General features: G+C 70.7%; 11 protein-coding genes and 1 pseudogene. 11 read left to right on the top strand and 1 reads right to left on the bottom strand.

Features of this window, described 5'->3' with window-relative positions; genetic code table 11:
• Nucleotides 1-3 precede the first annotated feature (3 nt).
• From ABT367_RS16795 to ABT367_RS16820, 6 genes are all read left to right on the top strand, one after another.
• Nucleotides 4-7,779, top strand: coding sequence for an amino acid adenylation domain-containing protein (locus ABT367_RS16795; protein WP_352253850.1), 7,776 nt, complete (start codon nucleotides 4-6; stop codon nucleotides 7,777-7,779).
• Between the two features lie 6 nt (nucleotides 7,780-7,785).
• Nucleotides 7,786-12,774: an amino acid adenylation domain-containing protein gene (locus ABT367_RS16800; RefSeq protein WP_352253851.1), complete on the top strand. Its 4,989-nt coding sequence runs from the start codon at nucleotides 7,786-7,788 to the stop codon at nucleotides 12,772-12,774.
• A gap of 54 nt (nucleotides 12,775-12,828) precedes the next feature.
• Complete coding sequence (locus ABT367_RS16805) at nucleotides 12,829-13,554, top strand: thioesterase II family protein (protein ID WP_352253852.1); 726 nt, start codon at nucleotides 12,829-12,831, stop codon at nucleotides 13,552-13,554.
• A gap of 199 nt (nucleotides 13,555-13,753) precedes the next feature.
• The gene (locus tag ABT367_RS16810) at nucleotides 13,754-14,725 is read left to right on the top strand and encodes an ATP-binding cassette domain-containing protein (RefSeq protein ID WP_352253853.1); all 972 of its coding nucleotides are present in this window, start codon (nucleotides 13,754-13,756) and stop codon (nucleotides 14,723-14,725) included.
• A complete protein-coding gene (locus ABT367_RS16815; RefSeq protein ID WP_352253854.1) occupies nucleotides 14,722-15,483 on the top strand; it encodes an ABC transporter permease in 762 nt (253 codons plus the stop codon). Before ABT367_RS16810 ends, ABT367_RS16815 begins: the two co-directional genes overlap by 4 nt.
• Before the next feature lie 388 nt (nucleotides 15,484-15,871).
• Nucleotides 15,872-16,801, top strand: coding sequence for a phytanoyl-CoA dioxygenase family protein (locus ABT367_RS16820; protein ID WP_352253855.1), 930 nt, complete (start codon nucleotides 15,872-15,874; stop codon nucleotides 16,799-16,801).
• A 73-nt stretch (nucleotides 16,802-16,874) separates the two neighbouring features.
• Here the strand turns inward: ABT367_RS16820 and ABT367_RS16825 are convergent, their stop codons facing one another.
• On the bottom strand, nucleotides 16,875-17,711 hold the full coding sequence (locus tag ABT367_RS16825; protein ID WP_352253856.1) for a putative nonproteinogenic amino acid hydroxylase: 837 nt from the start codon (nucleotides 17,709-17,711) through the stop codon (nucleotides 16,875-16,877).
• 304 nt (nucleotides 17,712-18,015) lie between these two features.
• On the opposite strand from ABT367_RS16825, the gene ABT367_RS16830 reads away from it, so the two are divergent.
• The 5 genes and pseudogenes from ABT367_RS16830 to ABT367_RS16850 all read left to right on the top strand — a co-directional run.
• Nucleotides 18,016-18,279, top strand: coding sequence for an acyl carrier protein (locus ABT367_RS16830; RefSeq protein ID WP_165330000.1), 264 nt, complete (start codon nucleotides 18,016-18,018; stop codon nucleotides 18,277-18,279).
• Nucleotides 18,276-19,526, top strand: coding sequence for a cytochrome P450 (locus tag ABT367_RS16835; RefSeq protein ID WP_352253857.1), 1,251 nt, complete (start codon nucleotides 18,276-18,278; stop codon nucleotides 19,524-19,526). The genes ABT367_RS16830 and ABT367_RS16835 overlap by 4 nt, the downstream gene beginning before the upstream one ends.
• Nucleotides 19,523-20,257: a thioesterase II family protein gene (locus ABT367_RS16840; RefSeq protein WP_352253858.1), complete on the top strand. Its 735-nt coding sequence runs from the start codon at nucleotides 19,523-19,525 to the stop codon at nucleotides 20,255-20,257. Before ABT367_RS16835 ends, ABT367_RS16840 begins: the two co-directional genes overlap by 4 nt.
• 160 nt (nucleotides 20,258-20,417) lie before the next feature.
• Complete coding sequence (locus ABT367_RS16845; RefSeq protein ID WP_352253859.1) at nucleotides 20,418-23,630, top strand: type I polyketide synthase; 3,213 nt, start codon at nucleotides 20,418-20,420, stop codon at nucleotides 23,628-23,630.
• Nucleotides 23,631-23,683: 53 nt separating this feature from the next.
• Nucleotides 23,684-26,687 (top strand): annotated as a pseudogene (locus ABT367_RS16850) (type I polyketide synthase); the annotation flags it as partial.

A 26,687-nucleotide genomic window follows, 5' to 3' on the forward strand; every position in this document is an offset into this window, starting at 1 on the left:
TCGATGATCCCGTTGTCCTTCGCTCAGCGCCGGCTGTGGTTCCTGGACCGCCTGGAGGGGCCGTCGGCGACGTACAACATTCCGTTCGCGCTGCGTCTCGAGGGGCCGCTGGACACAGAGGCGTTGGCCGCGGCGGTGGGGGATGTCGTCACCCGGCACGAGAGCCTGCGCACCCTGCTCGTCGAGAGCGAGGACGGCACGCCCCAGCAGGTGGTCGTGCCTGCCGCGGAGGCCGTGGTGCCGCTGCCGGTGGTCGACGTCGCCGCGGACGCGGTGGACGCGGCGCTGCATGTGTTCGTGGCCGACGGGTTCGCGCTCGACAAGGACCTGCCGCTGCGTGCCACGGTGCTCCGTACCGCGCCGCAGGAGCATGTCGTGGTGTTCGTGTTCCACCACACGGCGGCCGACGGTGCGTCGATGGCGCCGTTTCTCACCGATCTGATCACCGCGTACGACGCTCGGCGTCAGGGTGGTGCCCCCGATTACGTGCCGTTGGCGGTCCAGTACAAGGACTACTCGGTGTGGCAGCGCGACATGCTCGGCGACGAGGACGACCCGGACAGTGTGGCCGCCGAACAACTTGCGTACTGGCGTGGGGAGTTGGCGGGCGTTCCGCAGCCGGTGCAGTTGCCGCTGGACCGGCCGCGTCCGACGTCGGCGAGCCATCGGGGCGGGTATGTCGACTTGGAGCTCGCACCGGAACTCGTCGCCGGTATCGGCAGGCTCGCTTCTGCTCACGGTGCGACGGCGCCGATGGTCGCTCAGGGTGTGCTCGCGGTGCTCCTGCATCACCTGGGGGCGGGCAATGATCTGACGATCGGCAGTCCGATCGAGGGGCGTGCCGATGAGCAGTTGGAGGAGCTTGTCGGGTTCTTCGCCAATACGTGGGTGCTGCGGGTCGATCTGTCGAGGAATCCGACGTTCGACGAGCTTTTGGACCAGGTGCGGGAGCGGGCGCTGGGCGCGTACGACAACCAGGACGTGCCCTTCGAGCACCTGGTGGAGTTGCTCAGCCCGGATCGGACGACGGCGTACAACCCGTTGTTCCAGGTGATGTTGGCGTGGCAGTTCGGCTGGTCGCCGATCGAACTGTCGGGGTTGACGGTCACGCCGCTGCCGCTGGGCACGGACACGGCCAAGTTCGATCTGTTCTTCAACATCGTCCCCGATGCGTCGGGTTGTGCCTACGGCCGCCTCGAGTACGCCACGGAGCTGTTCGACCACTGCACGGCCGAGGCGCTCGTCCACCGCTTCGTACGCGTGCTGGCCCAGGTGGTTGCCGATCCGGGAAAGCGGATCGGCAGTGTGGACGTGCTCAGCGACGAGGAGCGAAGCCGTCTCGCGCTGCTCAATGACACGGACGTGCCGGTGCAGGCGGCGACCGTGCCCGAGCTGGTGTCGGCACAGGCCGCCCGCACCCCGGAGGCGACAGCCGTCGTGTCCGGCCGGACCTCGCTCTCGTACGGGGAGTTGGAGGCCCGCGCGGGTCGTCTCGCGGTGGTGTTGCGTGAGCAGGGTGTCGGCCCGGACACCCTGGTCGCGGTGGCCCTGCCCCGTACGGCCGACCTTCCCGTCGCGCTGCTCGCGGTACTCAAGGCGGGCGGCGCGTATCTGCCGATCGACCCCGATTACCCGGCCGCTCGGGTGGATCTGCTGCTCAACGCGGCGAACCCGGCGCTCGTACTCACCGACCTCGCGACGGCCCAGGCGGTCGACGGCTGCCGCCCGCCCGTGCTCCACCTCGACGACCTGCAGCCGGACCTCGAACTCGACGGCCCCGGCGTCACGGGCGCACCGGAAGGTCTCGATCCCGGTCATCTCGCCTACGTGATGTTCACGTCCGGGTCGACCGGGACGCCGAAGGGCGTTGCCCTCACCCACGCCGGCATCGTGAACGGCGTCAAGGACCTGGCCACCCGCACCAGGGTCCGGGCGGGATCGCGGATGCTGGCGGCGACGTCGGTGAACTTCGACGTGTCCGTCTTCGAGATCTTCACAGCCCTGACCTCCGGCGCGAGCGTCGAGATCGTGCGTGACGTACTGGAGCTCACCGAGCGGGACAGCTGGTCGGGGTCCACGATCAGTGCGGTGCCCGCGGTGTTCACCGCGCTCCTGGACCAGCTCGGTACGCAGGGGCTGCAACTCGAGGTGGACACCGTGGTGTTCGCGGGGGAGGCGCTGTCGTCGGACCTGGTCCGGCGGGTGCACAAGGAGCTGCCCGGCACTCGCGTCATGAACGCCTACGGGCAGACCGAGAGCTTCTACGCCTCCACCTTCACCGCGCCGCACGACTGGACCGGAACGGGAGCCGTGCCTGTGGGCACGCCGCTCGCGAACATGCAGGCGTTCGTACTGGGCCCGGAGCTGGCGCCGCTGCCGCCGGGCGTGGTCGGCGAACTGTATGTGGCGGGTCTGGTGGCTCGCGGCTACTACGGCAACAGTGCGGCCACGGCGGAACGTTTCGTGGCCAGCCCGTTCGGACCTCCCGGCGCGCGGATGTACCGCACCGGTGACCTCGCGCGCTGGAACGCCGACGGGCAGCTCGTCTACGAGGGCCGCGCCGACAATCAGGTCAAGGTGAACGGCATCCGGGTGGAGCCGACCGAGATCGAGGCCGTGCTCGCCCAGCACCCTGCGGTGAGCCGGGCAGTGGTCACCGTTGTCGAGGACCCCTCTGGTACCAAGCGGCTCGTCGGCTACGTGGCCCAGGCCGCAGGCGACTCCGAGGACGGCGGGGGAGACATCAACGCCGGCGCGACCGTGGCGGACCTGCGGCGGTTCGCGGCCAAGCGGCTGCCCCAGTACATGGTGCCCGCCCAGTTGATCACTCTGGACCGGCTGCCGCTGACGGCGAACGGCAAGCTGGACCGTGCCGCTCTTCCGGTGCCGGAGTTCACCGGGGGTGAGTATCGTGCGCCGCGCAATGACACCGAGCGGATTCTCGCCGAGGTGTATGCGGACGTGCTGGGTGCCGGTGAGATCGGTATCGAGGACGACTTCTTCACCAGTGGCGGCGACAGCATCCGCTCCATCCAGGTGGTGGCCCGCGCCAAGAGCCGCGGTGTCACTGTCACCACCCGCGAGATCTTCGAGCAGCGCACCGTGCTGCGCTTGGCCGAGTTGGTGGCCGAGCGTGCCGACGAGGAACGGGTGGTCCTTGCCGAGCTGCCGGGTCGCGGTGTCGGCTGGGCACCCTTGCCGCCGACGGCCGCACATGTCCTGCAACTGGGCGGCGGGATCGGCCGGTTCTGCATGTCGGCGCTGCTGACTCTGCCCGCGGGCATCGACCGGCCTACCTTGGTCGCGACCCTGCAGTCGGTCCTCGACCGGCATGACGCGCTGCGCTCGAAACTGGACCGGGTCAACCCGGGCCTGTGGATGCTGCCCTCGGGCAGCGTGCGCGCCGACGAGCTGCTGCGTGACGTGCCGTATGCGGCCGATGAGGTGCAGGGGGAGCTGGATGCTGCGGCCGACCGGCTGGACCCCGATGCCGGGGTGATGGCCCAGTTCGTACGGTTCACCAGTGCCGGAGATGATCAGTCGGACCGGTTGTTGATCGTGCTGCACCACTTGGTCGTGGACGGTGTGTCCTGGCGCATCCTGCTGCCGGACCTGGTCGACGCCTGGAAGCAGGCCGTCAGCGGCACCGAGACGGACGAGCCCGCCCTGACCGGTACGTCGCTGCGCCGCTGGCTGCACGCGCTGGCCGAGCAGGCAGCCTCCGAGCGGCGCGTGGCCGAGCTCCCGGTGTGGCAGGAGATCCTCGCGGGCGATGAACCCGTCTTGGGTGCAAGGGAGTTGGACCCTGCCCGAGACGTCACCGCCACTGTGGACACGGTCCGTATCCAGATCCCTGCCGAGGTGACCGGCGCGCTGCTGAACAAGGTGCCGACCGTCTTCCGTACCGGGGCCGACGACGGCCTGCTCGCCGGTCTTGCTCTCGCGCTGGCCCGCTGGCGCGCCGACCACGGCCCCGACGCCGCCGCCACGCTGGTCCGCCTGGAAGGCCACGGCCGCGAAGAACACCTGATCCCCGGCGCGGACCTGTCCGGCACGATCGGCTGGTTCACCGCCATGTACCCGGTGCGCCTGGACGTGACCGGCATCGACCTCACCGACGCCTTCGCCGGCGGTGCGGCGGCCGGTCAGGCCGTCAAGGCGGTCAAGGAACAGCTGCGGGCAATCCCCGACGCGGGCCTCGGCTACGGCCTGCTGCGGCATCTGAACGTGACGACGGGCCGGCAGCTCGCCGGTCTCGCCCGGCCGCAGATCGGCTTCAACTACCTGGGCAAGGCTTCCGCCGCCGACCTGCCCGAGGAGTTGCGGAACCTGGGCTGGGCGCCGGACACCACCCATCAGGATCTGATCGCCGCGGCCGACGCCGACATGCCGGTCCTGTCCGCCCTGGAGATCAACGCGGTCGCCACCGACACCGGCGAGGGAGAGGAGCTGACCGCGTACTTCGGTTTCCCCACCGGCGTCCTCACCCGTCAAGAGGTCACCGAACTCGCAGAGTTGTGGGTCCAGGCACTCACCGCCCTCGCCCGCCATGCCACTCGCCCCGACGCCGGCGGCCTCACCCCAAGCGACGCCCCGCTCGTCTCGGTCGGCCAGGGCGAGATCGATGCCTGGCAGGAACGCTTCGGCAAGCTGACCGAGATCTGGCCGACGACCCCCGCACAGTCCGGGATCCTCTTCCAGGCGAAGCTGGCCGGTGCGGACTTCGATCCGTACCACATCCAGCTGGTCTTCCATCTGTCCGGACGGGTCGACCCCGAGCGGATGCACCGCGCCGCACAGGCACTGCTCGACCGCTATCCCGCGCTGCGCGCCGCCTTCGTCGACCCGGCCGACGGCGCGCTCGTCCAGGTGATCCCGCAGGCGGTGCAGCTGCCGTGGCAGTACCTCGACCTGAGCGCCGTCGAGGAGCCGGAGCGCACCGAGCGGTTCGAAGCCTTCCTGAAGGACGACCAGACGACCTACTTCGACGCGGAGCGCCCGCCGCTGATGCGGCTCGCCCTCGCCGTCCTCGACCCGGACCGACCCGAACTCGTCCTGACCGCCCACCACGCGCTCTACGACGGCTGGTCCACGCCCCTGCTCATGCGGGACCTGCTGCTGCTCTACGCCGCGGACGGCGACCTGAGCGCCCTGCCGCCGACCCGCGACTACGGCGAGTTCCTGTCCTGGCTCACCCGCCAGGACCAGGACGAGGCCGCGCGGGCGTGGGCTCAGGACCTCGACGGAATCGAGGAGCCGGCGCTGCTCGCCGCCGAGTCCGCGGACACGGACAACGGGCTGCGCGACCAGGTCGAGGCGCCGCTCCCGATCGAGCAGGCCCATGAACTCGTGCGCCGCGCGAGCGAGTTGGGCATCACCGTCAACACCCTGGTGCAGGGCGCCTGGGCCCTGCTGCTGGGCCAGCTCACCGGCCGCCAGGACGTGGTCTTCGGTGCCACCGTCTCCGGCCGCCCGCCCGCCGTCGCGGACGTCGAGTCGATGGTCGGGATGTTCATCAACACCCTGCCCGTACGCGTCACCTACGAGCCCGGTGAGACGGTCGCCGACTTCCTCGGCCGGCTGCAGAGCCGCCAGGCCGCCCTCGCGGACCACCACTACTACGGGCTCGCCGACATCCAGCAGGCTGCCGGAGTCCGCTCCCTGTTCGACACCCTGGTCGTCTTCGAGTCGTACCCGGTCGACCGGGAGGGCATCGGCGCCGCCAGCGACGCCGCCGACGGCATCACCTTCACCGGCATGCGCCCCTTCGCCGGCAACCACTACCCGCTGTGCCTGACCGCGGCGGCCGACCCGCACCTGCAGCTCGTCATCCAGTACGCCCCGTCCGTCCTCGACCGGGCCACCGTCGAGCTGCACGCGGCCCGGCTCGTGAGCTTCCTGCGTCAACTGGCCACCAACCCCGACCTGTTGGTCGCGCAGATCGACTCCTTGGAACCGGGCGAACGCGACCGGATGCTGGCCCGGTACGACGAAGCCGCCGCCCGGGCCCGGCACGTCACCCTCACCGAACTCGTCGAGGCGCAGGTGGCGCGGACCCCGGACCGGGTCGCCGTCGTCTGCGGCGGCACCTCTCTCACGTACGCCGAACTCGACGCCCGCGCCGAAGCGCTCGCCGCGGATCTCGCCGGTCGGGGAGTGGGCCCGGAGACCGTGGTGAGCGTGGTGCTGCCACGCGGCGTGAACGTGGTCGTGGCGCTGCTCGGCGTACTGAAGGCCGGCGGCGCGTATCTGCCCGTCGACCCCGCCTACGCCGCCGCGCGCCTGCCGTACGTGCTGCCCACCGCCCGGCCCCACCTGATCCTGGCCGACGCCGGGACCAGCCGGCTTGTGCCCGAGACGGACATCCCGGTCCGCCTGCTCGACGAGGTGGACCTGCACGCCACCGCCGAGCGTGCCGCGCAGCGACCGGAGGCAGGGCCCGACAACCTCGCCTACGTCATCTACACCTCAGGATCCACCGGCGTCCCCAAGGGTGTGGGCGTCACCCAGGCCACCGTCGTCAACGCCGTGGACACCATGGTCGAACAGGCCGGTGCACAGGACGGCCTGCGCATCCTGGTCGCCGCCTCGTTCGGCTTCGACGTGGCCACCTTCGAAACGTTCGCCGCGCTCACCACCGGCGGCACCGCCGAGATCGTGCGCGACGTCCTGGAGCTGGCCGAGCGCGACAACTGGGACGTCGACGTCATCTGCTCGGTGCCCTCCGCCTTCGCCGAACTCGTCGACCAGCTCGCCGACCGCATCGACCCGACGGCCCTGAACATCTCCGGCGAGGTGCTCACCCCGGTCCTCGCCGAACGGGTCCGCAGCCGCTGGCCCAAGGCGCGTGTCATCAACAGCTACGGTCCCAGCGAGACGTTCTACGCCACCGCCCACCTGCTCAACCCGCAGGAGACCTACGGCAACGGCGTGCCCATCGGCGCTCCCTTCCCCGGCGTGCGGGCCTACATCCTCGGTCCCGGTCTGGGGCTGCTGCCGCCCGACACCCCCGGCGAGCTGTATCTGGCCGGGGCCGGCCGCGGCTACCACCGCCAGTCCCGCCTGACCGCCGACCATTTCGTACCCGACCCCTACGGGCCGCCCGGCTCACGGATGTACCGCACCGGCGACCTCGCCCGCCTGACCCGGGACGGGGAACTCCTCCACCTGGGCCGTATCGACACCCAGGTGAAGATCCGCGGCTACCGCGTCGAACCCGCCGAGGTCGAGGCGGCCCTGACGACGCATCCGCAGATCGCGCAGGTCGCCGTCGTCACCCAGCACCCCGACGACAAGGCCCCCTTCCTGGCCGCCTACCTCGTGCCCGCCGAGGGCGCCACCGTCCCGGACGCGGCCGAGATCCAGGAGCACCTGGCCGACCGGCTGCCCGAGTACATGGTCCCGGCCGCGTACGTACCACTGGAGCGGCTGCCTCTGTCGCCCAACGGCAAGCTGGACCTCAAGGCCCTGCCCGCCCCCGACCTCACGACCGGGACTCCCTACCGGGCGCCGAGCACCCCGCGCGAGGAGTCCTTGGCGAAGCTCTTCGCCGACATCCTCGGCCTGGATCAGGTCGGCGTCGACGACGGCTTCTTCGAGCTCGGCGGACACTCCCTGCTCGCCACGCGGCTGATCACCCGGGCCCGCGCGGAGCTCGGCATGGAGATACCCATCCGCAAGATCTTCGACCTGCCCACGGTGGCCGAGCTCGCGGCGTGGTCGCAGGAATCGGCCGTACCCGTCCGCCCCGCCCTGCGCCGGATGATCACCGAGGAGTAAAGACCAGTGATTCCGCTTTCGTTCGCGCAACGCCGCATGTGGCTCACCCACCAGCTGGAAGGCGGGGCCGAGACCTACAACATCTCACCGGCGTTCCGGCTGACCGGGCCACTGGACCGGGACGCTCTCGCCGCGGCCCTGCACGATGTGGTCGCCCGTCACGAGACCCTGCGCACGCTGTTCCTGACCGACGACAACGACGAGCCGTACGCGAAGATCCTGCCGGCCGCCGAGGCCGAGGTCCCGCTGCCGGTCGTCGACGTAGCCGACGGCGAACTCGGCGGTGCCGTGGACGCGTTCATCGCGCACCGCTTCGACCTGGCGGCCGAAACCCCGCTCAAGGCCCGGCTGTTCCGCCTCGCGCCCGAGGAGCACGTCCTCGTGCTGCTCATCCAGCACATCGCCTCCGACGGCGTCTCCGGCGGGCCGCTGTCCCGGGACCTGATCGCCGCGTACACCGCGCGGCGGGACGGCCGCGCTCCCGTGTACGAGCCGCTGCCGGTGACGTACAAGGACTACGCGCTGTGGCAGCGCGAACTGCTCGGCGACGTGACCACGCCCGGCTCGCTCGCCGCCGCGCAGGCCGAGTACTGGCGCAAGGAACTGACCGGCGTACCGCAGCCGTTGAACCTGCCGCTGGACCGGCCACGGCCCGCCCAGCGCTCCACACAGGGCGGCTCGATCTCCCTCACGGTCGAACCGGAGGTCACGGCCGGGCTGCAGAAGCTGGCCGACGAGCGCGGCATGACCATGGCGATGGTCCTCCAGGCCGCGCTCGGCGTACTCCTGAGCAAGCTCGGCGGTGGCGACGACCTCACGATCGGCGGACCGATCGCCGGCCGCACCGACGAAGGCCTCGCCGACCTGGTCGGTCTCTTCGTCAACACCCAGGTGCTGCGCGTCGACCTGTCCGGCAACCCTTCCTTCGCCGCTCTGCTGCCGCAGGTGCGGGACAAGGCGCTGGCCGCCTACGAGCACCAGGACGTGCCGTTCGAGACCCTGGTCGAGCTGATCAATCCCGAGCGCTCCACCGCGTACCAGCCGCTGTTCCAGGTGATGTTCGCCTGGCAGAGCTTCGAGAAGCACTCCGTGCAACTCCCGGACCTCAAGGTCGAGTTCGAGCAGTACCTCACCCAGACCTCCCTCACGGACCTGTTCATCGGCATGGCCGTGGACGGCGACGGAGCGCTGCGCGGCGACCTCATGTACGCGACCCAGCTCTTCGACCGCGCCACCGCCGAGGCCATCGGCGCCCGCTTCGCCCGTGTCCTGCGCCAGGTGGTCGCCGCTCCGGACGCTCCGATCAGCTCGATCGAGGTGCTGGGGGAGGAGGAGCGGGACTGGTTGGTGCGCGGGGTGAATGACACCGCGCAGCCGGTGGAGGCAGGTACGTTGCCGTCGGCGTTTGAGGCGCAGGTGGCGCGGACGCCGGATGCTCTGGCGTTGGTCGGCGAGCAGGAGCGGTTGTCGTACGGGGAGTTCAACCGTCGCGCGAATCGGCTGGCGCATTGGCTGATCGAGCAGGGTGCCGGACCTGAGCGCCTTGTGGCGGTGAAGATACCCCGCTCGGTGGATCTGCTGGTGGCGATCTATGCGGTGGTCAAGGCGGGTGCGGCGTATGTGCCGATCGACCCGGAGCTGCCCGAGGACCGGGTGCGGCACGTCCTCGCGAGCGCCGAGCCACTGCTGGTGCTGGAGGAAGAACTCCCGGACGTGTCCGGGTATCCGGAGTCGAATCCGGTGCGCGAGTTGTCGCCGGACAACGCCGCGTACGCCATCTTCACGTCGGGTTCGACGGGTGGCCCGAAGGGTGTGCCCGTCGCTCACCGGGCCATCATGAACCGGCTCGCGTGGGGGCTTTCGCACTTCTCCGTTGGTGTCGAGGACCGGGTGCTGCTGAGCACGACGGCGAGCTTCGACGTGTCGGTGCCGGAGATCTTCGCGCCGTTGCAGGTGGGTGCGGCGATCGTGATCGCCCGTCCGGACGGCCGGCGTGATCCTTCGTATCTCGCTGAGCTGATCCAGCGCGAGGGCGTGACGGGCGCGGACTTCGTACCGTCGCTGCTCGAAGCGTTCGTGACAGAACCCACGGCCGGCCAGTGCACGAGCCTGCGGTGGATCGAAGTGGCGGGCGAGGCCTTTCCGCCGCAACTCGCCAACCGAGTAGCCGAGTTGCTGCCGGGCTGCTCCGTGAACAACCTCTACGGTCCCACCGAGGCGGCCGTGGAGGTCACCGCCTGGGAGCATGTGCCGGGTGAGGATCGGGTGCCGATCGGTGCCCCGGTCTGGAACACCCAGGTGTACGTGCTGGATGCGGCGCTGCGTCCGGTCGCTCCTGGTGTGGCGGGGGAGTTGTATCTGGCGGGTGTGCAGCTGGCCCGCGGCTATCTCGGGCAGACCGGGCTGACGGCGGGCCGGTTCGTGGCCTCGCCGTTCGGTGAGCCGGGCAGTCGGATGTACCGGACCGGCGACCTGGTGAAGTGGACCAAGGACGGTCAGGTCGAATACCTCGGCCGCACCGACTTCCAGGTCAAGGTCCGCGGCTTCCGTATCGAACTCGGCGAGATCGAACAGGCGTTGACCTCGCATCCCGCGGTGGCGCAGGCGGCCGTCGCCGTACGCGAGGACCAGAAGGGCGACCAGCGCCTCGTCGCGTACGTCGCACCGGACCCGGACGCCGTCACGGCCGACACCGCCGGTCAGCTGGCCGCGTGGCGCGAGACCTTCGACGACGCCTGGCACGACACCGCGCACGTGCCCTTCGGCGAGGACCTCCAGCAGTTCAAGGAGGCCGTGTACACCGGACAGCCACTGACCGACGAGGACGTCGAGCAGTGGCGCGACGCGGCGGCCGCGCAGGTGCTGCGCTTCGCTCCGCGGCGCGTCCTGGAGATCGGCGTGGGCTCGGGGCTCCTGATGTCCAAGGTCGTCGGCGAGGTCGAGGAGTACTGGGCCACCGACGTCTCCGATTCCGTGGTGGAGCGCCTCACCGAGCAGGTGGAGGAGGCCGGCCACGGCGACCGGGTCCGCCTGAGCGTCCAGGCGGCGGACGACCTTCTCGGCCTGCCCAGCGGCGCGTTCGACACCGTGGTCCTCAACTCGGTGGCGCAGTTCTTCCCCGGCACGGACTATCTGGACCGGGTCCTCACCGGCGTCCTGTCCCTGCTCGCGCCGGGCGGCCGGCTGATCGTCGGGGATGTGCGCAACGCGGCCACCCAGCGCACCCTGGCCGCCGCCGAGGTCCGCGCCGAACAGCCCTACGCCTCGCATGAGGAGCTGCGGGCCTCGGTCGAGCAGACGCTGCTCGCGGAGCGCGAACTGTTCGTCGCCCCGCAGTGGTTCACCGACTGGGCCGCCGACCACGCAGTCGCCGTCGACATCCGGCTGAAGGCGGGGGCGGTGCACAACGCCCTCACCCGACACCGCTACGAGGTCGTCCTGCACCAGGAGCCGGCCACCACCGCACTCGATCTGTCCGCCGTGCCCACGACGACGTGGGACGGCGACCACACCAGTTGGGCCGCCGCCGCGCGCAGGGCGGGCGGACCGCTGCGCGTGACGGGCATCCCCAACGCCCGCCTCGTCGAAGAGGCCGCCACGGCGACCTTCGCCGCGGTCGTGCACGAGGACACGCTGCCCGGCACACCGGGCGACCCGCACCAGATCGCCGCCTGGGCCGCGCAGCAGGGCCTGGAAGCGGTGCTCACCTGGTCCGGCGCGCACCCGCACGCCTTCGACGCGGTGCTGCTGCCCCAGGGCCACACCACCGGGCCCGTCACCGGCACCTACGTATCCGGCGACACCGTCGGCCGGCTCCGGGCCAACGCCCCGGCCCTCGCCACGGCCTTGGCTCCGCTGCTCGCGGAACTCCCCGACTACCTGCGCGGGCGCCTGCCCGACTACATGGTGCCGGCCGCGGTCGTCCCGCTGTCCCGGCTGCCGCTCACCGCATCCGGCAAGATCGACCGCAACGCGCTGCCGTCCGAGCACACCACCACCGTCAGCAGCGGCGAGCCGCGCAACTCGCACGAGGAAGAGCTCTGCGGCTTCTTCGCCGACCTGCTCGGCCTCGAACGCGTCGGCATCGACGACGACTTCTTCACCCTCGGCGGGCACTCCCTGCTCGCGACCCGACTGGGCGCCCGCATCCGCAAGCACTTCGGCGTCGATATGCCGCTGCGGACCATCATCCAGTTCCCGACCGTCGCCGAGCTGGCAGCGCTGCTGCTCATCGGCTCCATCCCCGGCGAGCACGACGACTCCTTCGGTGTCGTCCTGCCGCTCAACCGCGACCCCGGCACCGGCAAGCCGCCGGTGTGGTTCGTGCACGGCGGCGGCGGCCTCGGCTGGGCGTACTTCACCTTCGCCCCCTGGACGCCGGACCGGCCGTGCTACGCCCTGCAGTCCCGCGGCTCCAACGGCAAGGACCCGGTGGCCGGTTCGGTGCAGGAGATGGTCGACGACTACCTCGAGCAGATCCTCAAGGTCCAGCCGGAGGGCCCGTACAACCTCGTCGGCTGGTCCTACGGAGCCCCCATCGCACACGCCATCGCGGTACAGCTCGACCAGCTGGGCCACCGGATCGAGACCCTGGCCGTGCTCGACGCCCAGCCGGCGAGCCCCGACCCCGAGAACGGGTTCAACCAGGTCGCCGACCGGACCCCCGAGCTCTACCGCGAGGACGTCGAAGAGGTCTTCGGCCAGTTCATGAACACCAGCAACATGGACGACTTCCTCGTGAACATGTCCCGCGTGGGGTCCAACAACCTGCAGAAGATGGGCGACTTCGACTCGCCGGTCTACCGCGGTGACCTCCTGTACTTCAACGCGACCGTGGACAAGGTCGACGGCCTGACCTCCTACGGGCCCGACTGGCGGCCGCACATCGAAGGCTCCATCGAGGAGTACGACGTCGACGCCTCGCACCACGACCTGCACATGCCCAAGCCCGCAGGCCAGATCATGCAGGTCATCGCGCGCAAGCTGGCCCAGTGACCGGCGCGGCGACCAGGAATCCGAAGCAACGAGGAGAGTTGGGGGTCGACCAGAATGAGTGAGACCGGCACGCCCGCGGACCAGGAGAGCGAGATCGCGCTGCTGTGCGTCCCGTTCGCCGGAGCGGGCCCATCGTTCTTCCACCCGTGGCGGGAGCTGGCCGCAGGCCGCTGGCGCGTGGCGACGGTGGACCTGCCCGGCAGGGAGAAGCGGCTGCTCGAGGAGCCGTACGGCAATGTGGTCGAGGCCGCAAAGGCGGAGATCGACAACGTCGTCGCCGAACTCGGTGAGGGCACCAGGACCATCCTGTTCGGCCACAGCCTCGGCGCCGTACTCGCCTATGAACTGGCGCATCTGCTCGGCCGGCGCAACGTGCCCGTCGAGCGCCTGGTCGTCAGCGGTTCGCCCGGGCCCTGGACCCAGCGCGAACGGCGGGCGGCGGGCCTGAGCGGGGACGAATTCCTCGCCAGGGTCGAGGAGTTCGCGGGCTTCCGGCACGAAGCCCTCGACCACCCGGAGATGCGCGAGCTGATCCTGCCCGCCCTGCACGCCGACTGCACGATGCACGAGGCCTACGTGCCGAGCACCGACGACCCGGTGACGGTGCCGGTCGTCTCGCTGCGCGGCGATCACGACGGTCTCGTCACTGCCGAGGAAGCCCGGCAGTGGAAGGACGCGACCACCGGCGCGTTCACCTACGTGGAGTTCCCGGGCGACCACATGTACCTCGTCGACCACGGCAGCCAGATCCTGGACGTGATCGCGGCACAGACTGTCTAGAGCCGGCCAGAGACCCATCGGACCGTCCGGGACGGGTGACGACCCCTCCTCCCGGACGGTCCGATGCTTTGCCGGACACCAGGCGTGAGCCAGTTCCCTTACCAGGGAGGGAGATTCGCGAGATTGCAGCTGAGAAGGCTCCAAAGCCGTGTCAGGTCCGCGGCAGCGCCCTGTCAGCACGGCCCGGAACAGTGGCGGTATGACGAGTTCCGCGATTGCAGTCTCAGGGCTGCGCAAAGCGTACGGCGACAAAGTCGTGCTGGACGGCATCGACTTCGAGGTCGCGGCGGGGTCCATCTTCTCGATGCTCGGCCCCAACGGCGCCGGCAAGACGACCACGGTGAACATCCTGACGACGCTGCTGACCGCCGACGCCGGGACGGTGCGCGTCGCAGGGCACGACGTGGCCAAGGCGACGAAGCAAGTGCGCGCCTCCATCGGTGTGACCGGCCAGTTCGCCGCGGTGGACGATCTGCTGTCCGGCCGCGAGAACCTGCAGCTGATGGCGGATCTGAAGCGAGTGCGCTCCGGTGACCAGGTCGTCAAGTCCCTCCTCGAGCGCTTCGACCTCGAGGAGTCGGCGGACAAGATGGCCGTCACGTACTCCGGCGGCATGCGCCGCAAACTCGATCTGGCGATGACCCTGGTGGGCGCGCCCAAGATCATCTTCTTGGACGAGCCGACGACGGGCCTCGACCCGCGCAGCCGGCGCACCATGTGGGGCATCGTCCGCGACCTGGTGGCCGAGGGCACGACCATCTTCCTCACCACCCAGTACCTGGAAGAGGCCGACCAGCTCGCCGACCGGATCGTGGTCCTCAACCAGGGCCGCCTCGTGGCCCAGGGCACGGCCGACGAGCTCAAGCGGCAGATTCCCGGCACCCACGTCCGCCTCCGCTTCGCCGACCAGCACGAACTCGACGCGGCGGCGCGCATCCTGCCCGCCGGCACCCCCGACGAGGAGGAGCTGGCCCTGCGGGTGCCCAGCGACGGCCAGTCGAGGTCGCTGCGGGCGCTGCTCGACCGGCTCGACGAACACTCCCTCAACGCACAGGAGTTCTCGGTGCACTCGCCGGACCTCGACGACGTGTTCCTCGCGCTGACCGGCGACACAGGGGACACCGTCGACGTCGTCGCCCAGCGCACGGACAAGGAGGCGATCGCGCGATGAGCACCGCCACGGCACCTCTCGCCGACTCCGCGATCATGCTGCGCCGCAACATGAAGCACACCTTGCGGAACCCCACCACCGTGTTCAACGCGGTCCTGTTCCCCATCGTGATCATGCTCATGTTCGTCAAGGTCTTCGGCGGCGCGTTCAGCGTCGGCGTCGACTACATCGACTACGCGACGCCGGGCCTGTTGGTGATGGCCGTCAGCTACGGCCTCGGGGCCACGGCGACCGCCGTCAACGACGACATGACCAAGGGCATCATCAACCGGTTCAAGACCATGGACGTCTCCCGTGGCTCCGTCCTGACCGGACACGTGGTGGTGACCACCGTCCGCTGCCTGGCGGCCGAGGCGGCCCTCATCGGCGTCGCCTTCCTCATGGGCTTCGACCCGAAGGCCGGCGCCGCCGAGTGGCTCGGCGCCATCGGGCTGCTCGTGCTGCTCAGCTTCGGCGCGGGCTGGCTCACCGTCGCGATGGGCCTGGCCGCCAAGTCCGTGGAGACGGCCGGGCTCGGCACCGTACCGCTGATCATGCTGCCGTTCCTGAGCAGCGCGTTCGTGCCCGCGGACTCGATGGGCGCCGGCGTGCGGCAGTTCGCCGAGTACCAGCCCTTCACCCCCATCATCGAGACGCTGCGCGGTCTGCTCGCCGGCAACGTGTCGGGCGGCGACGCCGTCGTGGCTGTCGCCTGGTGCGTCGGCTTCGCCGTCGTCGGCTACGTCTGGGCGGTCTCCACCTTCAAGAAGCGCGCCTGACCGCTGTCGGGCCTTGCGGGGATCGTCCCGGCGGACCACGGTTCGCCGGGACGATCCCCGTTGCCTTGTCAGCGCATGTCTTGTCAACGGGACAGCGGAATGCGCACATCCGACGGCGCGAACCACCGGCAGTTGTTGCAAACCGCGAACTCGCCGTATTCCACCGCACACCGGCGTCGGGCCTGCGGGCGTTGACACGCTCAATGCGTTACGGCAGAGAATGGAGATGCCAGGAGCTCGGCGGCGTGGTCGGGACAGAAGTTTCTCCGCCGCCCTGAAGCCTCCCGCGTATCAGGCGCGTTGCCGCGCCGAATTCTCTGATCCGCGTGATCCGACCGATTCATTCCTTCCGGTAACGGGCCACCGAAACCTGCAAAGGATCTGACGCATGACCACAGCCGTTAGCGAAAGCGTCCTCGAGAAGGCAGCGAGGGAATACGCAGAGCAGGGCTTCTCCATCATTCGCAACGTCATACCGAAGGAACTCATCGAGGAGCTGCAGGCGCACGTCGCGTGGCTCACGCAGAAGTACCCGGACCTGCGACCCGAGCACTTCCACCACCCGCTGATCCGCAATGACGCCTTCTGGGCCCGCGTCGTCTCCGACCGCCGGCTCGTGGACATCGCGGAGTTCTTCCTCGGGCCCGACGTGGCCTCGTTCACCGCCCACTACATCTGCAAGCCCCCCTACGACGGGCAGCCGGTGCTCTGGCACCAGGACGGCGCGTACTGGCCGCTCAGCCCGATGGACGCGCTCACGGTGTGGCTGGCCGTCGACGAGTCCACCGTCGAGAACGGCTGCCTGCGCATGATCCCCGGCAGTCATGTGCTGCCGCTGCACACGCCGACCTCCCGCACGGACACGGACAACATGCTGTTCTCCTCCGCACGCGACGAGATCGTGCGCCAGTGGTCCGAGGAGCGCGGCGTCGTCTGCATCGAACTGCAGCCGGGCGACGTGTCGATCCACCACCCCAACCTGCTGCACTGCTCGGAGCCGAACACCTCCGCCAAGCGCCGCTGCGGCCTGGACATGGGCTACATCTCCACGGCCACCCGTATCCACGGTGACCGTGTCTACCTGGACCCGCTCCTGGTGCGCGGATCCGACCGGAGCGGCGTCAACACCTACCGGCCGTTCCCGGCCTACCAGGAGGGCGAGACGATCCCGTTCGCCGGCCAGGACGAGTGGGACGACCGCGTCGCCCAGCTGAACGCGGCGCTGCCGTCGAGCGCCGAGGCGGCACCCGCCGAGAGCCCGATCGAGAGCACCCGGCACATGATGGACCGGCTGCGCGAGGGCACCACCAGCCGCTGACACCACGCACACGGCCCGAGGGGCGGCGCACCCCAGGTGCGCCGCCCCTCGGCGGTTTTCGCGGCAGACGGTCCTACCAGACGAATTCCTCGTCCTCGGCCCGCTTCTCGATGCAGTACGTACGGAACGCCTGCGCCTTGGCGACCAGGTCCTCGTCGCCGGAGCGCCGCGCGGCCTGGAGGAACCAGTCGAACGCCGCGGTGGCGTGGGCCTTGCGCTCGAAGTGGAGCTCGGCGAAGGGGCGGAAGCGCGCGTGCAGGTTCTGCGCCGTGAACGTCTCACCGGAGGCGATGAGCTCCTCCAGCTCCGCGTCGCTGGGCTCGGGCGGCTCCACGACGCGCACCTCCCGGGTCGCGGGAACCGTGCCCCTGATGTCCAGCGGCACGTCCTCGTCGCTGAAGTCGAGGCACAGGGACAGGCGCGCCTGCGCGCTGGTGCTGCGTGCCGAGTGCGGATCGGTCGAGTGGATCTTCCAGACCTCGCCGCGGCGGATGTGGTACAGCGTGTCGTTCTCCGAGTGCAGGGACTCCTCGCTGGTGCGCAGCGGGACCTGCACCCGCAGACCGGGCTTCGCCCACTCCAGGAAGTCCACGTGCGGGGCGATGATCCCTTCGCGCAGCGCGAAAATGCGCACCCACTGCAGCCGCTCCAGGGGGAAGTGCGTGGTCACCAGGGTCATGATGTTCGGCAGCTGCTCGCCCAGTTCCGTGAGCGCCAGCGTGCCCTCGTGCGGGCGGAACGTGACATCGGACTCGGCGCCGCTGGCGTTGGCCAGCACGTGCGACGACCATGAGCCGAAGGTGAAGACGTCGTACTGACCGCCGTATTCGTGGCGGTCCACGAGGGCCAGTTCCTCGTCCAGGTCGTACGAGTCGATGGGCAGCACCGCAAGTCGTTGCGACTTGAGCATGGAATTCCCCTCCACCACAGGATCTTCTGACACACCGGATACCGCTGGGAGTTACTCCCGGCCGGCCGCCCCGACCGTACCGTCGTAGGCGTCACATGCTGTCCCGTCGGCGGGACAAAGGCTGTTCGGCGAGGGGTGCGTGACGTCTTTGCTTGCCCGGCCATTTCTGCGGCATCTACGTTGGCGTCGCGACGGCCCCGAGCCTCGATTCCATCAGTACCCCGGGTCAATTCATGGATATGTCCCGCCGACGGGACGGCATGTGCGGGATTTCCCGTTCGGCAGAGGAAGGGAAAGGCTGGAAATGGAACGACAGGTCACGGCATCGAGTGCGCAGGCATCGCTCGTCGACGAAGTGGCCCAGCTGTGGGCCGAGTTCTTCACCGGCCGCGAAGTGGGCCCCGAGGACGACTTCTTCGCGCTGGGCGGCAACTCAATGACCGGAATCAAGATCATCGACCGGGTGGCCGAGGACTACGGAGTCCAGCTGTCCGTGCGCGACTTCTACCTGGCCCAGACCCCGAGCCGGGTCGCCGAACTGATCGAGCAGGGGCGGTCGGCGACGTGAGGCTGACGCCGGGGCCCGCGGGCGATGTCGACCTCGACACGGTCAACCTCTTCGATCTGGACCTGTACACGTCGGGTGATCCGCACCGGATCTGGGACGTGATGCGGGACAAGGCGCCCGTACACCACCAAGTTCTGCCCGACGGGCGGGAGTTCTGGTCGGTGACCCGCTACGAGGACGTGTGCCGGGTGCTCGGCGACCACCGCGAGTTCACCTCGGAGCGCGGCACGGTCCCCACCCACCTCGGGACCGACGACGAGGCGGCCGGCGTGCTGATGACGTCCACCGACCCGCCCCGGCACACCGAAGTGCGCCGGCCCCTCGGCTCCAAGCTCACCGCTCGCGCGGTGCGGTCCTGGGAGGACTCGATCCGCGCGACGATCGTGCGCTTCCTGGAGCCGGCCCTCGACGGGGAGCCCTACGACCTCGCGGAGCGGGCCCTGCTGCTGCCCGCGATGGTCACCGGGCCGCTGCTCGGCATCCCGGCCAAGGACTGGGAGGAGCTCGTCCAGCTCACCGCGATGGTGACGGCCCCCTCGGACCGGCACTTTCTGGTCGCCCACGAGGCGGCGACGCTGGCCATCTCCCACCACGAACTGGTCAACTACGTACGGGACTGGGCAAGATCGCGCAGGGCCACGGGCGGCGAGGACGACAGCCTGCTGCACCACCTCATGAGCGTACGGCCCGGCGGCGAGCCGCTGACCGACGAGGAGATCGCCCTCGACGGCTACAGCATTCTCCTCGGCGCCAACGTGACGACCCCGCACACCGTTTCGGGCACCGTGCAGGCCCTGATCGAGCGGCCCGAGCAGTTCGAAAAGGTCCAGGCGGACCACTCGCTGATACCGAACCTGGTCGAGGAAGGGCTGCGCTGGACGTCCGCCGCCTGCAACTTCATGCGGTACGCGGTGGACGACGTCGAGCTCGACGGGGGAGTCATCCCGGCCCGCGGCGCCGTCGTCGCATGGATCGGCTCAGCTAACCGCGACGCCGCCCAGTTCGCCGATCCGCACACCTTCGACATCACCCGGCCCAACGCCAAACGCCAGGTGGCGTTCGGCTACGGACCGCACTTCTGCATCGGCGCGCCCCTGGCCCGGATGACCCTGCGGATCTTCTTCGAGGAACTGCTCCAGCGGTTCACCTCGCTCGAACTGGCCGGTGAGCCGGAGCACTTGCGCTCGTACTTCATCGCCGGGATGACCCACCTGCCCATCGTCGCCCAGGAACGGCGGACGCCATGACCACCGGTACCACCACCACGTCACCGTGGTTCGTGCGCCCACCGGGCACCGACCACCCGGCCCGCATGTTCTGCTTCCCCTTCTCCGGCGCGGGCGCCTCGGCGTTCAGCGCCTGGCCGGGCGACCTCGACGGGATCGAGATCTGCCCGGTGCAGTTCCCCGGCCGGGAGAACCGGCTCGGCCACCCGCACTACGGCACGTACGAGAATCTCGCCGACGCGCTGGTCGAACCGCTCACTCCGTGGCTGGACCGCCCCTACGCGTTCTTCGCGCACTGTGCGGGCGCGGTGCCCGCGTACGAGACCGTGCTCCGTCTCGCCGCACGCGGGCTGCCGACGCCCGAGGTCCTGTTCGTGTCCGGGCAGCCGGCCCCGCACGATGCGGCCCGCGATCGGATGCTCTCCATGAGCGAGCCCGAACTGCGCGCCGAGGTCCGCTCCTTCGTGCGCAGCCGGGGCGTCGAACCGCGCCCCGACATGCTCGACCTGGGCGTCATGGTGCTGCTGCGCGACACCGCGGCCGCGAGCGCCTACCAGCGGACCGACCCCGCCACCGTGGACTGTCCCGTCGTCGTCCTGCACTGGCGCGAGGACCCGGACGTGGGCCTCGAGGATCTGTACGGATGGCGCCGGTACGCGGACTCGGTGGAGTTCCGGGTCCTGGACGGCGGCCATTACGACTTCATGGACGCGCCCGGTGAACTGCGGGAGATGCTCACCGGCTGGCGCTGACCGCGGCGCGGATCGCACCTCGCTTGTCGCGCCTGTCGCGCCTGTCGCACCTGTCGCACCTGTCACGCCTGTAGGTCGTCGCACCTGCCGCGTGCCGCCCGTCGCCCCTCGCCCTTCGCCTGTACGAGCCGTGGACCGAAGAAGACCGGAAGGAAGAGCCATGAGTGGCGCCGCCGCCGATATTGCCGTGATCGGGATGTCGTGCCGCTTTCCCGGTGTGCACGACCCGGACGGCTTCTGGCGTCTGCTGCGGGACGGGGAGTCGACCATCGGCACGTTCCCCGGGCAGCGTGCCGACGACGCCAACTCCCGGTACGCCGCGCACCCGGACGCGGCCACGCTCGGCTCGGGCTCGTTCTTCGACTCCGTCGACGGCTTCGACGCGGGGTTCTTCGGCATCGGTGCCGCGGAAGCGGCCGCCATGGACCCGGCGCAGCGGCTCGGACTCGAACTCGCCTGGGAGGCCGTCGAGAACGCACGCCTCGCGGCGGACACCCTCGCGGGCCGCGAGGTCGACGTGGTGGTCGGTGCGGCCGCCTCCGGCTACGACCTGCTGCGCAAGCTGTCCGGCAGTGACCAGGACGACCACTACGCCGCGCTCGGCTCCAGCGGCGCGCTGATCGCCAACCGCATCTCGAACTTCCTCGACGTGCGCGGGATGAGCTTCAGCGCGGACTCGGGCCAGTCCTCCTCACTCGTCTCCCTTGCGCTGACCTGTGAGCGGATCCGATCCGGCGCGGTCGACCTGGCGCTCGCCGGCGGTGTGCAGCTGGTCGTCGATCCGGAGGCCGGTGCGGGCCTGGCCAATCTGGGCGCCCTGTCGCCCGACGGCCGCTGCTACCCCTTCGACGCAAAGGCCAACGGTTTCACGCGGGGCGAGGGCGGGGCATTCGTCCTGCTCAAGCGGGCCGATCTCGCCCTCGCCGACGGCGACCACATCCACGCCCTGATCCGCGGCTGGGGCGTGGCAAGCGCCGGCGCGAGCGCCCGGATGCCGGACCCCAGCCCCACCGGGCAGGCCGCAGCCGTCCGCTCCGCCCTCACGCGGGCCGGCATCGACTTCGACGATGTCGACTACGTCGAGGCCCACGGCACCGGCACCCGGCTCGGCGACCCGGCCGAACTCTCGGGCCTGCGGCAGGTGTCGGGGCCCTCGGGCCGCACCCGCCCGCTGGCCGTCGGTTCGGTGAAGGCGAACGTCGGACACCTGGAGCCGGCCGCGGGCATCGTCGGCTTCGTCAAAGCCGCGCTCTGCGTGGAGCACGGCCACCTCGTCCCCACTCCCGGCTTCACCACCGCCAACCCCGCCGTCGAGGACTTCCACCGAGACTTCGAGGTCCTGCGCGCCACGCGCCCCTGGCCGGGCACCGCGCAGCGGCCGCGCCGGGCCGGGGTGTCGTCCATCGGCATGGGCGGCACCAATGCGCACGTCATCCTCGAACAGGCACCGACACCGTACGAGGCAGCGCACGACGCCCCGCACAACGCGTCGCATGACGCGGTGGAAGACGCCCCGCGCAACGCGTCGCATGACGCCACCGGCCGCCCGGACGCTCCTGTCGCATGGGTGCTGTCCGCGCGTTCGGAAAGCGCCCTGCGCGCCCAGGCGGCGCGCCTGCACGAGCGGGTGGCCGCGGACCCCGTCGTCTCGCGGGAAGACGTGGCCCATGCGCTGGTATCGACGCGAACGGCCTTCGAGCACCGGGCCGTTGTCGTCGCCGACGACCGCGAGGAAGCGCTTGCGGGCCTGACGGACCTGGCCGCCGGCGACACCGGGACCCGGGTGATCCGCGGCACGGCCACCGGACCCGCGGGCCCGGTCGTCCTCGTCTTCCCCGGCCAGGGCTCTCAGTGGGCCGGCATGGGGCGGCAGCTGTACGCGCAGTCGGAGGTCTTCGCCCGCTCGATCGACGCGTGTTCGCGCGCTCTCGAGCCCTGGCAGGACTGGTCGCTCGTCGACCTGGTGACCGGCGCCGCATCGGCCCCGTCGCTGGAGGACGGGGACAGTGTGGTCCAGCCCGCCCTGTTCTCGGTGATGGTGTCCCTGGCGCACCTGTGGCGCTCGCTCGGTGTGGTCCCCGATGCGGTGGTGGGGCACTCGCAGGGCGAGATCGCGGCGGCGTGCGTGGCCGGTGCGCTCAGCCTCGAGGACGCCGCACGGGTTGTCGCGCTGCGCAGCCAGGCCCTGGCGCCGCTGGTCGGCCAGGGCGGGATGAGCGCCGTGGGCGCGTCGCAGCAGTGGGTCGAGGAGCGCCTGGTGCGCTGGGCGGGCCGGCTCTCGGTGGCGGTGGCCAACGGGCCGGCCTCCGTGGTGATCTCCGGAGACCCGGGGGCCCTCGACGAGTTCGAGGCGGCGGCGCACGGCGAAGGCATCCGGGCGCGCCGGCTGAAGGTCGACTACGCGTCCCACTCCCACCACGTGGAGCGCGTCCGCGACCAGGTACTGCGGGCCGCCGAAGGGATCGCGCCCCGGCCGGCCGAGGTGGAGTTCCACTCCACAGTCACCACGGGCCTGTTGGACGGCCGTGCTCTCGACGCCTCGTACTGGTACTCCAATCTGCGCTCGACCGTGCGCTTCGGCGAGGTCATCGAGCACCTCATGCGCGAACGCGGCGGGGTGTACGTGGAAGTGAGCCCGCATCCCATCCTCCAGATCGGCATGGAGGAGGCCGCGGACGCGCTGACCGCCCCGCCCGCGGACGCGCTGACCGCCCCGCCCGCGGACGCGCCGACCGCCCCGCCCGCCGTCGTCTCCACCCTCAACCGGCAGGACGGGGGACTGGCGACGGTCCTGAGGTCGCTCGGCTCCCTGCACGTACGCGGGGTGCCGGTTGACTGGGCCGCGGCGAACGCGGCGATGGCCGGGAACCCCGCGCCACGGCGGATCGCCCTGCCGACCTACCCCTTCCAGCGACAGCGGCACTGGCTCAAAGCGTCCCCGAGCTCCGACGCCGCGCACGACACGGCTGGACATCCGGACACGGCCGGCGTCCGCGCCGCGGACCTCGACTCGGCCCAGGCGGTGCGCGCCCTGGTGTGCACGGAGACGGCGGCGCTGCTTGCCACCAGAGGCGCCGCGCTGAGCGGCGCGGAGGTCCAGGCCCGGGCCACCGAGACGTTCAAGTCCCTCGGCTTCGACTCCTCCATGGCCATCGACCTGCGCAACCGGCTGGGCGAGGCGGCCGCCCAACGCCTGCCCGCCACCGTGGCGTTCACCTACCCCACGCCGCAGCAGCTCGCCGACCACCTGTGGTCGCGGCTCGAGCCGGACCGTCCCCAGGCCGAGCCTGGCGCGGAGGACACGGCCGGCCCGGTGCCGGCGGACAGCAGTGATGACGACCTGTACGCCCTGATCGACAGCGGATACGTGTAGCCGCTCTTTCTTCCAAGTAACTGTTGAGGGAGGCCCTGGTGGAAGAAGTGGACAAGCTCCGGTCCTACTTGCGGCGTGCGGTCGGCGACGCGCAGGAGCTGCGCGAGCGGGTACGCGAGCTGGAGGAGGGTGCCCGCGAGCCGATCGCCGTCGTGGGTGTGGGGTGCCGCTTTCCCGGCGGGGTCTCCTCTCCCGAGGAGCTGTGGTCGCTCGTGTCCCAGGAGACGGACGCGATGGGCGGCTTCCCCACCGACCGCGGCTGGGACCTCGACGCCCTGTACGACCCGGACCCGCAGGCCCGGGGAAAGACGTACACGCGCACCGGCGGCTTCCTGCACGAACTGCCGGACTTCGACGCGGAGTTCTTCGGCATCAGCCCGCGCGAGGCCCTCGCCATGGATCCGCAGCAGCGGCTGATGCTCGAGACCACGTGGGAGGCGCTGGAGCGCGCGGGCATCGACCCGGCCACGCTGCGCGGTTCGCAGACGGGGGTGTTCACCGGCCTGTACGGCGTCGACTACGGCCCCCGTATGGGCGGCGGAGCGGCCGGTGAGACCGAGGGCTTCGGCATGACCGGCACCTACCTCAGCGTGGCCTCGGGCCGCGTGGCCTATGCCCTGGGTCTGCACGGACCGGCCGTCTCCACCGACACCGCCTGCTCGTCCTCCCTCGTCGCCATCCACCAGGCCGTACGGTCCCTGCGCTCGGGGGAGTCCACGCTGGCGCTCGCCGGCGGCGTGGCCACGCTGCCCACCCCGGGGATGCTCGTGGAGATGTCCCGCCAGCGGGGCCTGTCCGAGGACGGCCGGTGCAAGGCGTTCGCGAACGCGGCCGACGGCACCGGGTTCTCCGAGGGCGCGGGCGTCCTCGTCCTGGAGCGGCTCTCGGACGCCCGGCGCAACGGCCACCGGGTCTGGGCGGTGATCCGCGGTTCGGCGATCAACCAGGACGGCGCCTCCAACGGCCTGTCCGCGCCGAACGAGCTCGCACAGCAGCGCGTCATCCGCGCGGCCCTTGCCGACGCGGGCCTCGCGGTCACCGATGTGGACGCCGTCGAGGCGCACGGCACCGGCACCCGGCTCGGTGACCCGCTGGAGGCGGAGGCGCTGCTCGCCACCTACGGGCAGGGCCGCGAGGGCCGAAGCCCGCTGTATCTCGGCTCGTTGAAGTCCAACATCGGCCACACGCAGGCGGCCGCGGGCGTCGCGGGCACCATCAAAATGATCATGGCGATACGGCACGGAGTGCTGCCGAGGACCCTGCATGTCGACCGGCCCTCCGAGCACGTCGACTGGTCGACCGGGGCGGTGGAACTGCTCACCGGGGCCCGCGAGTGGACCACGCCCGAGGACAGGCCCCGGCGCGCGGGCATCTCCGCCTTCGGTATCAGCGGCACCAACGCGCACCTGATCCTGGAGCAGCCGCCCGAGGAGGCGGGGTCCGGCCAGCCCCCCAAGAGCGGTCAACTGCCGTCCCGTACCGGTGCGGTGGTGCCGTGGGTGCTTTCCGCGCGTTCGAGGGACGCGCTGCGGGCTCAGGCGCAGAAGCTGTACGACGCCGTCGCGTACGAGGGTGCGGCGGGCCTCGACCCGGCGGCCGTGGGCCGGGCACTGGTGACCCGGAGGTCGCTGTTCGAGCACCGGCAGGTGGTCATCGGCGCCGACCGCACCGAGCTCCTGGAGCGGCTCGCCGCCGTCGCCGCCGGCGACGAGCAGGGCTCCACCGGCGGAGTCGTCCGCGGCCAGGCGGCTCCCGTGGGCAAGACGGTGTTCGTCTTCCCCGGCCAGGGCGCCCAGTGGGTCGCGATGGGCCGCGAACTGTGGCAGACCTCCCCGGTCTTCGCCGACCAACTGCGGGCCTGCGAGGCCGCGCTCGCACCCCATGTCGCGTGGTCTCTGATCGACACCGTGTGCGGTGGGCCCGAAGCCGCCGACCTGGGGGACGTGGACGTCGTACAGCCCGTCCTGTGGGCCGTGATGGTGTCCCTGGCGCAGGTGTGGCGCTCCCTGGGCGTCACACCGGACGTGGTGATCGGCCACTCCCAGGGCGAGATCGCCGCGGCCTACGTGGCGGGCGCCCTCACCCTCGAGGACGCCGCGAAGATCGTGGCCCTGCGCTCCCGTATCGCGATCGAGGTCGCCGGCAAGGGCACCATGGCGGGCATCCTGCTTCCCGAGGACAACGTCCGCGAACGCCTCGCCCAGTGGCAGGGCCGGATCGGCATCGCCGCACTGAACGGCCCCAACTCCACCACCGTCTCCGGCGAGACCCAGGCCGTCGAGGAACTGGTCGAAACCCTTCAGGCCGAGGGCGTCCGGGCCCGTCTGATCAAGGTCAGCGTGCCCGCTCACTCCCCGCTGATGGACCGTTTCGACGGCCGGCTCCAGGCCGAGCTCGGCACCATCACGCCGAAGCCCTCACCGGTGACGATCGTCTCCACGGTGACCGGCGCCACGATCGACCCGCTGATGCTCGACACCGCGTACTGGTACCGCAATCTGCGCGAGCCCGTACAGTTCGCGACCGCCATGCAGGGGCTGATCGAGCAGGAGCCCGACAGCGCCGTGATCGAGATCAGCCCGCACCCGCTGCTCGTGATGACCGTCCAGGAGATGTTCGACGCCACCGAGGGCGCCACCGGCTTCGCGGTCGGCTCGCTGCGCCGCGACGAGGGCGGGTTCGCGAGGCTGTACGAGTCGGCGGCAGAAGCCTTCACGGCCGGCGCCGACGTGGCCTGGCAGGCGGCGTTCGAGGGCGTGGACGACACCGGCGTCGACCTGCCGACGTACGCCTTCCAGCGCCGCCGGTACTGGCTGAACACCCCTGAGGAGACCACCGCCGTCGGCACCTCGGACCATCCGCTGCTCGACAGCGTGATCGACCTGCCCGACGACGGAGGGCGCACCAGCGTCGTGGGCAGCGCACGCCTCGGCCTGGAACGTCACCCGTGGCTCGCCGAGCAGGTGGTGCACGGCGCGGTCCTGGTCCCGGCCGCGGTCCTCGCGGAACTCGCGGCGTGGGCGGCGCACAAGACCGGCCGCGCCGCGGTCGGCGAAC

This window comes from Streptomyces mesophilus (assembly GCF_040300965.1).
Classification (GTDB): Bacteria; Actinomycetota; Actinomycetes; order Streptomycetales; family Streptomycetaceae; genus Streptomyces; species Streptomyces mesophilus_A.